The 14,272-nt window shown below is 56.7% G+C and carries 14 protein-coding genes; 6 read left to right on the top strand and 8 right to left on the bottom strand.

What is annotated here, in order from left to right; all coding sequences use genetic code 11:
• The first annotated feature begins 68 nt into the window (after positions 1-68).
• On the top strand, positions 69-1,001 hold the full coding sequence (locus FKM97_RS06940) for a phytanoyl-CoA dioxygenase family protein (protein ID WP_170240797.1): 933 nt from the start codon (positions 69-71) through the stop codon (positions 999-1,001).
• A gap of 263 nt (positions 1,002-1,264) precedes the next feature.
• On the opposite strand, the gene FKM97_RS06935 is transcribed toward FKM97_RS06940, so the two are convergent.
• Together FKM97_RS06935 and FKM97_RS06930 are read right to left on the bottom strand one after the other, a co-directional pair.
• Positions 1,265-1,762, bottom strand: coding sequence for a DUF2269 family protein (locus FKM97_RS06935; RefSeq protein ID WP_144291686.1), 498 nt, complete (start codon positions 1,760-1,762; stop codon positions 1,265-1,267).
• The gene (locus FKM97_RS06930) at positions 1,762-3,054 is read right to left on the bottom strand and encodes an SDR family oxidoreductase (RefSeq protein ID WP_144291685.1); all 1,293 of its coding nucleotides are present in this window, start codon (positions 3,052-3,054) and stop codon (positions 1,762-1,764) included. Before FKM97_RS06930 ends, FKM97_RS06935 begins: the two co-directional genes overlap by 1 nt.
• A gap of 702 nt (positions 3,055-3,756) precedes the next feature.
• Between FKM97_RS06930 and FKM97_RS06925 the strand changes: the two genes are divergently transcribed.
• Positions 3,757-4,782: a L,D-transpeptidase family protein gene (locus FKM97_RS06925; protein WP_246104978.1), complete on the top strand. Its 1,026-nt coding sequence runs from the start codon at positions 3,757-3,759 to the stop codon at positions 4,780-4,782.
• A 44-nt stretch (positions 4,783-4,826) separates the two neighbouring features.
• On the opposite strand, the gene FKM97_RS06920 is transcribed toward FKM97_RS06925, so the two are convergent.
• Both FKM97_RS06920 and FKM97_RS06915 read right to left on the bottom strand, forming a co-directional pair.
• The gene (locus FKM97_RS06920) at positions 4,827-5,096 is read right to left on the bottom strand and encodes a hypothetical protein (protein WP_144291684.1); all 270 of its coding nucleotides are present in this window, start codon (positions 5,094-5,096) and stop codon (positions 4,827-4,829) included.
• A gap of 216 nt (positions 5,097-5,312) precedes the next feature.
• Complete coding sequence (locus FKM97_RS06915) at positions 5,313-6,344, bottom strand: AI-2E family transporter (protein WP_144291683.1); 1,032 nt, start codon at positions 6,342-6,344, stop codon at positions 5,313-5,315.
• An 897-nt stretch (positions 6,345-7,241) separates the two neighbouring features.
• Here FKM97_RS06915 and FKM97_RS06910 point away from each other — a divergent pair.
• From FKM97_RS06910 to FKM97_RS06900, 3 genes are all read left to right on the top strand, one after another.
• Positions 7,242-7,847: a hypothetical protein gene (locus tag FKM97_RS06910; protein WP_144291682.1), complete on the top strand. Its 606-nt coding sequence runs from the start codon at positions 7,242-7,244 to the stop codon at positions 7,845-7,847.
• A gap of 68 nt (positions 7,848-7,915) precedes the next feature.
• A complete protein-coding gene (locus FKM97_RS27165; protein WP_144291681.1) occupies positions 7,916-8,128 on the top strand; it encodes a helix-turn-helix domain-containing protein in 213 nt (70 codons plus the stop codon).
• Between the two features lie 429 nt (positions 8,129-8,557).
• Positions 8,558-9,034, top strand: a complete 477-nt coding sequence (locus FKM97_RS06900; RefSeq protein ID WP_144291680.1) for a hypothetical protein — start codon at positions 8,558-8,560, stop codon at positions 9,032-9,034.
• A 2,982-nt stretch (positions 9,035-12,016) separates the two neighbouring features.
• Here the strand turns inward: FKM97_RS06900 and FKM97_RS06895 are convergent.
• Positions 12,017-12,388: a VOC family protein gene (locus tag FKM97_RS06895; RefSeq protein ID WP_144291679.1), complete on the bottom strand. Its 372-nt coding sequence runs from the start codon at positions 12,386-12,388 to the stop codon at positions 12,017-12,019.
• Between the two features lie 900 nt (positions 12,389-13,288).
• Here FKM97_RS06895 and FKM97_RS06890 point away from each other — a divergent pair.
• Positions 13,289-13,504: a hypothetical protein gene (locus FKM97_RS06890; protein ID WP_144291678.1), complete on the top strand. Its 216-nt coding sequence runs from the start codon at positions 13,289-13,291 to the stop codon at positions 13,502-13,504.
• A gap of 12 nt (positions 13,505-13,516) precedes the next feature.
• Here FKM97_RS06890 and FKM97_RS06885 read toward each other — a convergent pair whose 3' ends face one another.
• The 3 genes from FKM97_RS06885 to FKM97_RS26505 form a co-directional block, all read right to left on the bottom strand.
• A complete protein-coding gene (locus FKM97_RS06885) occupies positions 13,517-13,738 on the bottom strand; it encodes a DUF2934 domain-containing protein (RefSeq protein ID WP_246104977.1) in 222 nt (73 codons plus the stop codon).
• The gene (locus tag FKM97_RS06880; RefSeq protein WP_144291677.1) at positions 13,701-13,961 is read right to left on the bottom strand and encodes a hypothetical protein; all 261 of its coding nucleotides are present in this window, start codon (positions 13,959-13,961) and stop codon (positions 13,701-13,703) included. The genes FKM97_RS06885 and FKM97_RS06880 overlap by 38 nt, the downstream gene beginning before the upstream one ends.
• Before the next feature lie 56 nt (positions 13,962-14,017).
• The coding region (locus FKM97_RS26505) for a hypothetical protein (protein WP_205014802.1) at positions 14,018-14,272 on the bottom strand (255 nt) is incomplete at its 5' end.

Here is a 14,272-nt window from a genome sequence, read left to right as displayed (position 1 = left end):
ACACAGCGAAGCCGCCAGGCCGCATCGGACGGAAGAAAGGATATAACATGCAGTTGAGGGAGGGAGGAGTGAAGTCGTTGCCTTGGGATCCTGACGCGCTTCCGAAGGCGACACAGGATCAATCGGTTTTGGAGGGCGATCTTCGGCGGTGGGGATACTGCATCATTGACCGCGCGATCGTAGACCAGGCGCTGGAGACCCTGCAGCGCCGGTTGGCGGACCAGGCCGCAGCTGAGCGCACGCTGCACAACATGAAGAACCCCGCCAATACCGATCCGGTGAACCAGTGGGTGGGCATGCTGCTCAACAAGGGCGAGATCTTCTTCCAGCTGATCGAACATGAGCTGGCCATGTCGATGATCGAGCTCATGATCGGATCGGACTACCTGATCTCCTGCGTCGATGCCCAAATTCAGCATCCCGGTGCCGGCACCATGCCTCTGCATACCGACCAATGGTGGATGCCGCAGCCGCAGCGGCCTGGAAGCACGCCGCCGCGGCCTGCCGATGCACGGCGCAACAGGGGACAATCTCTTGATTTCTCGCCCGCAAGCGAGCCCATCGCCCCGATTGCCGCTGTTAATGTCATGTGGATGGTGACGGACTTCACCGAAGCAGGCGGTGCGACACGCCTCGTTCCGGGAAGCCATCTCTCCGGCTCAGCCCCGGATGCCTCCGTTCCGCACAAGGTCGCCTCAGTGCCGGCCGTGGGACCGGCGGGTACCGCCTTTGCTTTCGATGCCCGCCTCTGGCACGGCGCTGCGCCGAACCGAACCCAAAACTCCCGCTTCGGACTTACCGTGGTGGGCTGCGGTCCGCAGTTCAGACCGCTTGAAAACTACTCCCGGGGACTCAGGCCGGAGGTTGTTGCCCGTTGTTCACCGGAGATTCTCAAACGCCTCGGCTTCTCCGCTTGGTCGAGCTATGGTCACACTGGTGATCCGGAGGCAGTGATCACCGCCTGTGCCGCGGAAACAATCGGAGAGCTTCAGCCTCACTGAGGCCGCGATCAAGAGGCATTATTGTCAGTGGTCGCTCCCGTGAACTGTTGGTCCTCGCTCCACCACCGATCAGGTCTGATTCAGTCCCGAAGCGCAGCTTTGTTCCTCCCCGGTTATGCGTTGAATGATCTTGGCTTCCAGCGGATCGAGCCGCGACGTTTGCATAATTCGCCCATCGTTCAAGCTTCCGAGTGATCAGCGAGGTCGTATCCAGTTCCTGAGCATGCGCATTGTTCAGTCCCACGCAGAAGATGCCCCACCGGTCAGCTCACACCTGCTGCGTGGAAGAACAGGTTGAACGCGGGCCGCGTGATCATCAGCCAGAAAATAGCCATGACAGCTCCGAAAGCCGGGAAACCGAAGACGAACCATGTCCAGAACAGGCGGTGATAGAGAGGTGGCAGCGGCACGCCCTCCGAGGCCGCGGCTTCGGCGATGTCGCGCAGCCGCATCTGAATCCACACCACGGGCAGCCAGAAGGCACCTGTCACGAGATAAAGGATGATCGACAGCACGATCCATCCCTCGGTCAGCGAATACCCCACATGCCAGGCGAGAGCGATCCCGGTGACCGGCTGCAACACGACGGCGGTTGCCGTGAACAGAAAATCCGCCAGCACCACGATGCGCGCGACAGCAGCGATCTTCAATGCTTCGCCGGTCAGATGCGCCATCAACATGAAGAATGCGATGCCGGCGCCGTTCCCCAACAGGACGCTTGCGCCCATGATATGGAGGTATTTGAGGACGAAATAGAGCATCAACGGTCTCTCAGGATCCCCAGCGCAATGAGGTTGAGCACGATGATTGGCCAGATCTTTAACATCGGTCCCAAGGGATCGATCCACAGCCTCGGCAGGATCAGGGTTCCTGCAAGCGCATAGAAGAGGGAGATGCCCAAGGCAGCGAGGAGTGCGATCCTTGTGGTTCGCCTAAAGGCGATGCCGAGCCCGATGATCAGATCGGCGAGGCCGCCGGCGATGACGGAGGGAGCGCTTAATTCACCCGCGCCACCTTCCTCCATCATCGCGACGCCGATCTGGTATCCCGGTCCGATCGACAGAAGTCCGGTGATGATCCAGAACAGCGAGAAGACCGTGAATAGGACGGGCTTCAGGACGTAGAGAACAGCGAACCAACGCTCCTGCACCGCAGCCGGCTCCGCCACCAGCGCAGCGTCCAGCGCTATTGGGGTGATCCCGGTCGCCTTTATCCAGGCACTGGGGTCCCCAACCGCACCGCGTGCCATCTCCTTCTGCGCCGTCGATCGGATGGGCGGGCGCCAACCGAGGAGACCGGCGAAGTCCCCCAGCCGAAAGAGGAAAGTACCCGCCCATCGCGGCATGCTCAGGAGGATGGGCTCGCCCCACCCGAGCCAGCGTCGATATCGCCGAACGATGTCCGTCATGGACAAGCGATCTGGCCCGACAAGGTCCAGTATTAAACGCGAGGGGGCACCAGGCGTGAGGAAGAACAGGATGGTCTCAATGACCTGGTCGAGTTGAACGACCTGCAAAGGCCCGGTGTCGGGTAGGACCGGGAGGATTGGCAGCCCTGCAAGACCGCGGAAGAGGGCACTGCCGCCATAGGCGCGGCGGCCGACCACAACGGAGGGTCGAAGAACGACCCAATCGAGGTCGCGGGCCATCAGCACCGCATCGCCGTCGCGCTTGGTTGCTGAAAACGCACTGGGAGCATCGCGATCGACGCCGATTGCAGAAAGCTGGATGAAGCGCCTGATTCCGACCTCTTCACAGGCCAAACTGAGCCCGGTGATCGCACTCACATGGGCGGCGTGCGTACTGTCCCCGGGCGCATCCTGCAATATGCCCGCACAGTTGACGACAGCATCAATCCCCGAGAGATGGGGCAGCCACGAACGCGCATCGCGCAGCTCGGCCAGATCGATCGCGACCCATTGCGCCTCAGGCAGGCGCAAAGCGCCATCCCGGACATCGCGGGCGAGTCCGACGACCTCGTGCCCGACGGAGATCAATCGTGCGACGACAGAGGACCCGATAAGACCTGTCCCGCCGAGCACTAGAATTCGCATATGCGTCTCCTAATTGACAACGCCATCCACCTTGGCAACGCGGATCTTCGATGCAAATGATCCCCTAGCCCTCCTTCATTTAACGCAGCTTAAGGAGAGCGTGGTCGCCCGCTGCACCGACGCTTTATAGAGTGGCTGAGTCCGCCCAACACGCAGAGTAAAAAGCGCGCCTCTCGATGATCTCAAACCTGAATGAAATTAGGCGTGGCCGGTTTCATTTCCGTTGTCCACGCGAGGTGCTGCTGATGACGATGACACTCTACACGACGCTGGGAGTTCGCGACTTGAAGCGATCCATCCCCTTTTATCGTCTTGCGGGGGAAAAACGAGAGCGAGGTCGACCGCTTCTACGCGGCGGCAGTTGAAAATGGCGGCAAAAGCGAAGAGGCGCCAGGCACAAGGGAAGCCTATGGCCAGCACTTCTATGTCTGCTATTCGCAACCCGCACGGAAACAAGCTCGCCTGCGCTTTCCATCACCACCAAGAAAGTTAGGTCTTGAACCCGCTGAAGTCTCTGGAGAGCCTCGATTTGTGTCGAGGCTTATCCCGATGACCTGACGTTTGAAGCAACCAAATCGGCCCCAGGGGTTTAAACGGAGGTAAATGCAAGCGTCGATACGCATTGACTGCTTTGGCACAGCATCGAATGGGCTCGTGCGGACCAGACGGTTCCCACGCAAATCATTAATGATGGGACCTCCAATGATTCATCGCTGCTGGGTCTGCCTTCTCGGGTTGATGGCCATCGGCATGTCTGCCCAGGCTCAGGAACCGAAGACGTTGACCCTGGAGGCGATCAATTCCGTTTCACTGGACAGCTTGATGGAGCGAGGCGCAGTCGATACGGGAACTGCCCAGGAGGGCGCCGTAAAGGAGATCGAGCAAAAGAGCCTGCCGAATCCAGCAATCGCACGCCTGCAGATCTTGCTCGACCGCGCGGGCGCGTCGCCTGCCGTCATTGATGGTTTCGACGGGGAAAATGTGAGTAAGGCTATAAGGACCTTTGAGGCGCTGAACGCCCTCCCGGTCGATGGCATCCTCGATGAGGAGGTGATCGACCTGCTCGAAACGAAGGATCCCGTTGTCACCCGCTACACGATCAGCGCTGAAGACGTGTCGGAGATCGTCGATCCTTTGCCGACGGATTACGCCGAATTGGCAAAGCTCAAATTTCTCGGTTTCACCAGTGTCGCCGAAGCTCTGTCGGAGAAATTCCACATGGATCTGGACTTTCTCAAAGCGCTCAATCCGCAGGCGAGCTTTTCCAAAGGCGAGCAGATCGTGGTGGCGATCCCAGGCAAGCCTATCGAGGGGACCGTCGCGCGCATGGAGGCTGACAAGAAGCTCGGCCAGCTTCGCGCCTATGACGCTCAGGATAAATTGCTGGTCGCCTATCCTGCGACGGTCGGGAGCGACGATAATCCCTCACCCAAGGGGAAGCATAAAGTCGCGGCCATCGCCCCAAATCCCAATTACACTTATAATCCGGATGTCAACTTCCAGCAGGGCCAAAACACGAAGGCACTGATACTCGCCCCGGGTCCCAACAATCCCGTCGGCACGATGTGGATCGATCTGACCGAGCCGACCTATGGGATCCATGGAACTCCGGAGCCGTCAGAGATCGATAAGACAGCCTCACACGGCTGTATCCGTCTGACCAATTGGGATGCCGAGGAGTTGGCTGGTATGGTCAAGAAGGGAGTGACTGTCACTTTCGTCCAGTGACATGGCGCTGCCTCGGTGCGCGCAGCCACAGGCGTCAGAGGCTCTCAGCAGAGCTCCACATCACCGGCCCCCGAGAGCAGTTCGGAGCCGGTTTCCGTCATCGCATAGGTGCCGCCGACCAGCTCGCCGATGCGCTCGGCCTCGTCCAGCAGGCAGGCATGTAGAACGAATGTGGTCCAAGGGGCTAAGACATCGGTCGAGCTGCGCGTGATCTTCAGGGGCTCCAGCCAACTGGGCGGATATCCGATGCCGACCCCGTAGCCGCTTCGACGTGGGTCGCGGGAACATCGGCGCGCCGCGCGTTCGGCCGGCACGGAGACACCGCAGCGTACATAGTAAAGGGCCCGAGCGGCTGGTTGGGAGGCGCTCCCGGCACTGCGAAGCTCTGCATTCCGATGCAGTTGTAGCGTCGCTCGACGCCGCCGATCTCCAGATGGACGAGATCGCCGGGCTCCAGGATCCGGGACCCCAGCGTCCCATAGCCATTGCCACTGCTTCATCGAAGCCGGCGCTTCCGCGTCGGCAACGACCTATCTTTCAGGTGCGAACTCTTCCGGTTTTTCTGCCAGCTCTTCTCGATCGAGATAGTCCCTCACGTAGACTTCCTGGATCAGCGTCATCAGAACCGCGGCAATCGGTGTGGCCAGCGCGAGCCCAATCAGCCCAAAGAGAACTCCCAGGAGCAGTTGAGCCGAAATGATCAGGGCAGGAGGCAGCGACACCTTTTCTTGCTGGATCAGGGGCGTGATCACATAACTCTCAATGGTCTGGACGGCGACATAGACTGCAATCACCAGCAGGGTGGTGGTAAGGCCGTCGGGAATGGCAAGGAGCACAGCTGGAATGGCGGCAAGCACTGGGCCGATATTGGGAATGAAGGCGAGAAGCGCAGCAATGAGTCCGAGCATAAAGGCCAATGGAATACCCAGCAGCCAGAGACCCCCGCCTGTGAGGATCCCGACAACGGCCATCGCCATGAGCTGAGCAGTTAGCCAGTTGCGCAACGTCTGTCCAAGCCGGTCCAAGACCTCTGTTGCCCGCGGCCGCAGCGTGGGAGCTATGAGCGCAACGAGACCGTTACGGTAGGCGGACGGGGCGATTGCACCGTAGAGGCCGATAAAGACAATGATGACCACGTTCCCCAGGGCGCCAAAAGTGGATGACACGGCTGTGGCGGCAGCCGAACGTCCCCCGTTCGAGAGCAGGCCTTCAGGAGAAATGCGCTCCAGCAGACGCTCCCCCCAGGCATACGCCTCGATATGCTCGCGGACACTTCCAGCCGCTTCCGGCACTTGCCTCGATAATTCATCGAACTGGGTCACCATTTCAGGGGCGAAAGCCAAGACAGCGCCCACCAGAAAAAGGACCAACGCCAAGGCGAATGTGCCTACCCCGATTCCATGTGGAAGACCGCTTTTGCGTGCGATCCAGTCACCTCCGCTATGCAGAAAGACTGCGAAGAGGAGACCAGCGAAAATGATCAGGAGCACGTCGGGGGCAAGGACCAGAAGTGCCCCGAGCAAAACGGTCACTACGGCCACGGAAACATAGCGTCTCTGCATTTTTCGCCCCTCCCGTTTGCAAACGATATGGAGAGCCCTCCGTTCCCGCCCGGAACGATGGCGCCCGGGAAACGAAGCTCGGTTCGAGGGAGCTGCGCGGCTACCATATGTGTTGAGGCCAATGCGCTGCTAGAGATCAAGGTGCATTCCGCGCTGTGCGCGGTGCTCGAACAGACCCCTCGCGCCAACGTGACGTTTCTCGTTGCGAGCTTTGGCAAGCCGTTTACGGCCCCCGGCTTTGGCAATGGTTCCGAGACCGCTGTAACGAAGGTCAGCTCCCGCACTGTTCGTCGCACGGGCTACGTAAGGCAGCCGCGCGAAGGCTCGCTAAGACCGGCTGTTCAAACCAGCAGATCAAAGCCGTCACCGGCTATAAGACGACAAAAAGGTCGCACGATATACCGCTGCGGCCGACCAGATCATTTCGGGTTATCAGGCGATCACCGCGCGATGGGGCATAAGGCGAACAGTAGTTGGCTATCCCTACAAAGAAATCACCAAAACAGTCGTTAAGCCTTTGAAAGAAAAGAAGAATATATGAAGGTGGCGGAGGGGGTGTCCTTCTAAACAGAAATACAAGTTATTGTATTTTAAAAAACTTTACAATTCCTGGAAACATTACCCACATTCCTACCCATACTGCCGTGCGGCTAAAAAGAGAGGTTTACCAGGCTGGCCTACCTTTAGTATTTGGTGCGGACAAGGACGTGAACACCTCGCAACCTTCTATGGGGCAAAATTCGAATTATAACATCGGGCGCATGTTACCTGCGAAAGAATCAACCTTGTCAAGCCTTCAAGGATTGCGTTGAAGGTGACGCGAAGCCATGGCCCCCGTGCGCAGCTGTGTGTCTTGCCGAAAGAATTAAGACGTTACCGAACATCAAAGCGGCCTTGGTGAGTCCGGTCGCCGATGAAATCGACAATATCTTGTGGGCACTTCGGGCAAGTCTCATTCAGGTCAAAGTGGAATTGGCCGACGGAAAGCCGTCGTACTCAGCTCTCGATTCTCGAGGTGGAAGAAAAACTGCAAAGTCCTTGAGAAGACTGCGTGATCAACTGCAAGCTCATGATCCAGCGCCTTGGGCCATCACATGGCAGGAGACGTCTCCAGACGCCATAGCTTGTCTGAGACTAGCCTCAGGCAACAAGATCACATGGGCTCGAACGTTAAATGTACCTGGGTTCCTGCCGGTACCGCATCCAGAGGCTATTGCCGAGCTTATTGACAGCGCCATCGCCATCGCAAAGAAGCCAGGGCGCCATGTCGCCTCAGACATTCTTGCCATTCGGCAGTTGGCGCGATCATATGAAACTCTCTCGGGTAGAAAGCTGCGGCAGCCCGGATGTGACGACGGCAAACGTCGAGGAATGTTTGTAGTCTTCTACGAAATCGTTCGCGATCATTACAAACGGCTGGGTTTAGTTGAGCTTAGAGGTAGCCTGCCGACTTCCGGCTCTCTTTTCCAGAAAATCATCCCCCAGGGACTAGAGAGCGATTAACGGGGCTATCTGTCGCTCATAAGTCCGATAGGTTCTCACGAATTCACCGACATTCGTGAGGATACATCATGAACAGAACCGTCCCAGTCCTTGATCGTCGACTTTATAAAGTCAAAGAATGCTTATATCTACTCAATATCAGCAACACTAAATTTTATACTCTGGTAAAAGAGAAGCTGTTAAAAACAATTAAGCTGGGCCGTTCAACTTACGTCGACGTTGAAGAACTTCAACGCTTTCTCAAAACTCTTGTAGAGGCAAACGAAGGTTCTTCGAAATGAAACACAACGAACATTGGAATGAAACTATTGCCCTGGTTAAACCCCGCGGCAACAGCGAGCTAACCGGCGCAATCCAAAGCACACGGTCCGAAACCTGCTTATTTCCCATATTTGTTCCCGCCATTCGGTTTGCTGGTCAAAGCGAGGTCATCCTGGCGATTGAGTTTAAGCGATCTTGGTCTCTGACCCGAGTCGGCAATGACGCTTGCCAGTTCCTTGGAGCGGTGCAACCCGAGGGCGAGCCTCGGCGGATGCGCGGCGATCGTATGACAAGGACGCGTCGTCCTATTTGGGGCCTGTCGCCTGGGTTTTCTTGCAGATCGATGGCCTGATCCCGCAGCGCATTGTCGACCGCGATCAGGAAGGTCGGTCGCGGCTCAAGGAGCCAGCCAAATGAGGCGACATCTTTGCCGATCCACAAATCCCGTAATGAACTCTTCTGATCCTTTAAATCGCGAGATGCGGGGAGAGCAAGCAAAAGGCTTTTCTCGGGCCCACCCAACGCAGAAGCGGACGAGCGACAAACACGCAAAGGTCAAAGAGTTCAAGCAGATGGCATTCGACTTCACTGCGGCTGAGGTTACCAGCGCAAGATCCGATGCAGACAAAGATCAGGGATGTTGGGAGAAGGTTGAAGCCGACCCGCGGCTCCAGCCCGCCGTGGAATGGGTTGTGAACAATTGCCGACGGGACGAGCACGCCACGCAACAATTATTTGCAAGCTGGTTGACAGTCACAGATTACGATCTGGCCCCGATCATCAGGTTGCTTGATCTGGCGCTGTGGCATCCCCGTCCTATTCACTATGTCGCCACTGAGCTCGAGAATTTTGCTCCGCAATCAGAGACATTTACAAGTCCAGGTCCTCTGGTAGGCGTCATTTACTCGCCACAAGGCACCCCTTAGGCCGAAAGACTTCGGCTGTCTTTCTGACAATTCTGCTCCTTTGACGGAGGATTTATCGTGGATGTGAACCATCCCGCGGCGCATCCGTGTGTTCGATGGCCGCTGACACACGACAGTTCCAGGGCTGCTGATGCCGAGGGGCCATTCCCTCTGCTCAAGGTGGTTCACCAGGCCCATCGAGGCTACGTCGCGCTTTGTCACCGGGGCAGCAATGGTCGGTGGATCACGAACTGGTGCCGCTCGGCAGATGTTCACGAAGATGCACAAATACTTCAGGGTTTCCAGGATGTCTATTTCTCGATCGCGCGCTTTCGGAAGCCTTCCCGCAGAACTGCCGATAATGTCTGCGCTTTTTCTGCTGCATTTATCGACTTGGATCCGCCTCGCGACCGAGTGTTCGATCTAAACGACATCGTCACCGAGGTTCGCGCGGTTTGTGACCACTGCAATCTGCCCCCGCCGACTGCGCTAGTCTCGTCGGGGCGAGGGTGCCATGTCTATTGGATCTTCGAGCAGCCCGTCCCGGCAGCGGCAGCGCCGCGGTGGAGATTGATACAGAACAGGCTCGTAAAATTGTTCGCTGGTTTGGGAGCCGATCCCAAATGCCTTGACGCAAGCAGAGTGCTTCGCCTTCCCGGAACGATCAACAGCAAATCGGGAGCGGAGGCGCGAGTGATCTCAGGCCCAAACCGCCTTGTACCCTTCGAGGAACTCTTCTCGAGCTTGGTTGATCGACCGAGAAAGGGTCGCAAGGGACGAGGCGGCCCCCCGATCCTAAGTGGAGGTGCACCGAACTACCAGGCTCTGGCCGATTGGAATTCCATGGTCCCCCAGGAACTCCTGACGTTAGGAAGGGCAAGGGGAGGCTTTCCCCATGGAATGCGGGACACTGCGGTCTTTATTGCCGCCACATTCTTTGCAAGAACCGAGGACGAGGGGGAGGGGCTTGCCAAGGTGCTAGCTTTTGGTCGGGCATGTACCAACCTTTCCGACAGCTACATCCGACGTCGTTACCAATCTGCCCGAAAGAAGCTCGATCGTGATAAGATGGGATATCGCTACAGTCGCGCCCGGATTATTCAAGACCTCGGTATCACCGCTGACGAGGCCGACCTCTTAGGATTGAGGCATATTCATCCAGATGAGCGAATGCGGTCCATCGACCGAAGATCCGCTGATCGAGAGCGCAAGCGGGTCCAACGTATGCAGAAGGGAGCGCGTCCGCGTCATCTGTCACGCGAGCGCCTCAAGCCATGGCTCAAACTCGAAATCTCGCGCGCCACGTATTTCCGCAGACTCAAAGCAGAAGGAGCTTCTCAAGCCAGGCTGCAACTGAAGCCCTTAGTGAGACAGATTCGTCTCTCTAATACATGGCGTAGCCTAAGGGATCGGTTCATCCTTCAGCCCCTGTCACAAGCGGCAACGGAAACTACCTTTGGAGAAGGTAGGATCTTCAGAATGTATCGATGGAGTGATGCCGTCGGATGGGGTCGGCGTGGATACCCTGACCTCATGATCCTGTACCTATCTTGTCGGCAGTCGAGACACTGCGATCAATTCAAATCCGGCCGTAATCGATCATATTTGTTGCACCGGGCCGTTCTTCCTTTTTCTGCCGTAAAGTTCCCAGGGCTTCCCAGGTTCGATAGGAATATTCAGTCGAGTTTTCTTGGGGCGATCCTCAAGAGGCGGGCAGCGGGGCCTTTAAGCTACCCCTTAGGCCTATATAAGGCCAGCCTCGTGTCGAAGGATGACCTTGAACCGAACGCCGGCTGCCCACCTTGAGCGTACTCACAGGGAAGGTTACGGAAAGGGTTTCTGGGAACCTCTGAAGCAGAGACGGCAAGCATCAGGCTCTGGGGGACGTTATATTGGCTAGCATCTCGCCCGCGGACTCGCATCTATAGGGGAGGGGGTAGGTACGAGGGACCGTGTTTTACTGTTTCACAATGCGGGGGCGCAGCCTCCCGGCTTTCGCGTATTTCAAGGATCTCAGGAATCTCAATTCGATTCTGTTCTGAGATCGGACTGATCTACTGTAACCGAAGATTTCGGATCTGGTTCTGAGATCGGGCTGCAGCTAATGTCCGAATATCTCGGATGTGGTCTGAGATCGGACTTCAGCTACTATGCCCGAGTTTTTCGGATCAAATATCTCCTAACGAGAATATAACTGATAGGACAATCTGTGGGAGCATGGGAATTCGAGCTTTGGCTTAAAACTACGGGACTTAATGGCCGACAGGCCGCGGAGCTACTTGGAAAGGATCTGGACACTGTCAGTGGTTATCGAAACCGGGGCGTCCCCCGGGCGCAAGCTAAGTTGGTTCGCTTGGCCTGTGCAGCGATTGCTGCGAGGCTCGCCCCTTGGGAACCGTCTGACGCGTTGAAATTTTAGCCTGTTCAAGCGATGGCTGGCTCAATCATCTAACTCTCCCAGCGGTCTTGTTAAGGCACGGGCCGTTTTGGGCCGTTAGCGACTGTCAGCCGTTAGTTCGGGTGGATAGAGATAGCCGCTATTCATGCCGCTTAGACAAATAACGGCCTCCTGGGCTCAACCAGGTCCGAACGGCTTGCTTCCGGTTTTCAGTAGCAAACGTTGGAGTCATCAGCGAAAGCCGGATCTGCGGCAGGACGACAAGATCTCCCGCAAGATGGTCATTCGGCTCGGGGCAGTGCAACTCGTTGCATGGGAACATCCTACTATCTGATTGGCGGCGTCTTCGGCGAGCACATGGCCGCGACGAATGATGGGCGCGCAGCTTCACCTTTGGCGGCTTTTCGGGCGGCCTGCTGGTGACGGGCCTCGTCGCTGGACAGGGCGGGCGGTGGACCGACATGGCGGACCGCGGGTGCTTCTGGCCAGACGTTTGCGGTTGTCGCCGCAGGGCACATGATCCCTGGCTGGTCGATATTGATGTGGAGCGGCCGTCCTCGGTGGCCCTGCAGACAGCTTCATTGTCCGCTGCGCGCAGCCTCAATCTATTTCTGTCTGGTAGAGAGCCACCAAGTGGTTCCTGAAGGATCGACGATGCCGCCACGTAGATCGGGATCATCTTTTCTCACCGGCTCTTGCACAGGCCTGCCCCCGGCCTGACGGGCAAGCTCGAAGCTGTGGCGGACATCGGGCACATAGACATGCACGTGGGCGACGCTTCCGCTGCCCTTCCACTGCCCCACCATTAAAATGGTGTCATCGATGCGTATTTCGGCATGGGCTATCGCATCGTCTTCTGCGCGGTGCATCAGCTCTGGCTCGGCGTCGAAAACCGCTTTGATGAAATCGAGCGTCGCTCGCGCGTCATCAACGATGAGATAGGGTGAAAGGCTGTTGTGACCTTCGGGTTTGTACATCGGGTCCTCCTTACGACCCCAGTTAAACGCACGAAGGGCTGATAGGATCATGGTGCGCCGACTGACGCTGCCGCCGTAGGCGCATTCGCTCCCGAGGAATGGCCTTTCTGCGACGAGTTACGCGATGTTGCTGGACGAGCTCATTGGCGAATCGCGGGAACAGGCGAGAATACAATGAAGCCGCTCTGGCAACGGCGCGAAGCACCCTGGGCTCGTTGCAAGAGCGAAGCGGGTAGGCCACAATGCTTGCGTAAGGAGGCAGCGCCAAAGAAGCTAGATGGCGGTGTCTACCCTCAGTTGTCCCGTCTAGGCGCTGTAACAAGTAAACGAATTCCTGAGGCACCTATGGGGCCGATATCGAACTGACAGATTTTGGCCCAGAGAATTCGGTTGCGGTCATTCAGCACGGCTAAGCTGACATCGCCGCATTCCCCGGAGCATTCGGGCTTGCGACTGTGACTTTTTCCTGAACTACCGCGAGCTTGCGTTTTGGTATCTTGAAAACGACGTAGCGATCAGAACCTCGCTAAATAGGCTGTTCGCAAGCCCGTTTTGTACGTCATCGTACCTAGCGGCGATCTGAAGGACCAACGCGGAACAACTGCTTAAGGAAGGAACTTTTTGTCTGTTGAAGGGCAGAGTGCCCTCAATCGCTAACTTGCGAAAGCCCGCAAATGTACCCAGAGACAAAGCAACCCCTCGAACTCGTTCGACTCAACCAGATCAGAGACTTAGCTTCTCATGCAGGCATGCCTCATGCTGAATTCCTGAACATACTCAACCATGCGAACATTGTTGCCGAGGTCTACAATAAGGATAACGAGTGGGTGATAGAGCGGGTCCGCACGAGGGTCAGCGAGTTCATTCTCTCAAGCGCTAAGTCCCAATATGAAGGTGAACATGAACATCGTCTTGAGCTTCAAAGAGCGGCGCAGTCGGAAAGTGCTCGCTGAGCTGGAGGCACTGGCATTCAGCGAGGGGCTGGCATTCGCAGAATTTAACAGACTCTATGATAGCCTCGCCTCTGAGGGACGACCGCCCTATAACGTAGTGCGCTCAGAAATCCTGAAGGCCGCTTGGCATAAGAGAAACTTAGCAAAATCGCCTAACCGCTAATTCGCCAGCAGGCTACTGTTTCAGCCGCAACCTTTGCTCAAGTTCGATCTCCTGGCAAGCGCGTCGCCAGTGGTCTTCGTGCGCATCATCGGGCCAGCCTTCGCTGACCCAGATTTGATAGGCACGATCGCGGACGTGCTCCTCCCAGTCTTGCGGCCGCTCACAACTGAGTTCTGTTTCCAGGGACCTCTTTAGGTTAACCCAAGAAGTGATATCTCCAAGCGGCTTGTTCACTATCGTATTCCAGCCATTTCGTAGGTGTCTCTAGAGGCACGATATTGCCACTCTCATTCTCGAGGAATACATCCACGGGACAGCCCTGCTGCTTGGCATTCTTACACCATTCCAGCGCCCGAGTAATCGCGTCGACCTGGGTCACGAACTCGTCATAGCTCTTTCCGTCAATCCCGATCTTCCAGATATCTCCGTGGCGATGGACCACAATGCGCCTGTTCATTTCCCTGCCGCCCGGCAAATACTCCTATTTTATAGGTAGCGAGGGATCATTGAAATTTACAAGATGACGAACCATTGATTTAAGAAATGTCCGGAACCGTACGGTACGAAAACGTAAGAGATTTTATTATTAGTATGATTATCGCGGGGAGAAGCGTAGCCTGTTATTTCATGCGAGTGGTGGAAGCCATTTGCCGTTAAGGCGTGTGCTTTGCCCTCTGAAATATTGTCGGCTGAACCTAAGTTATTCTTTAAGAATGGCCTGCTGAATGCATTAAGGCCTAGCGACTTGGCACGTCTCATGCCGCATCT

Origin of the sequence: Rhodoligotrophos appendicifer (assembly GCF_007474605.1) — a bacterium.
In the GTDB taxonomy this organism is placed as follows: Bacteria; Pseudomonadota; Alphaproteobacteria; order Rhizobiales; family Im1; genus Rhodoligotrophos; species Rhodoligotrophos appendicifer.
Note: the sequence above shows the minus strand (reverse complement) of the source record. Positions and strands in the feature narration are given on the sequence as shown.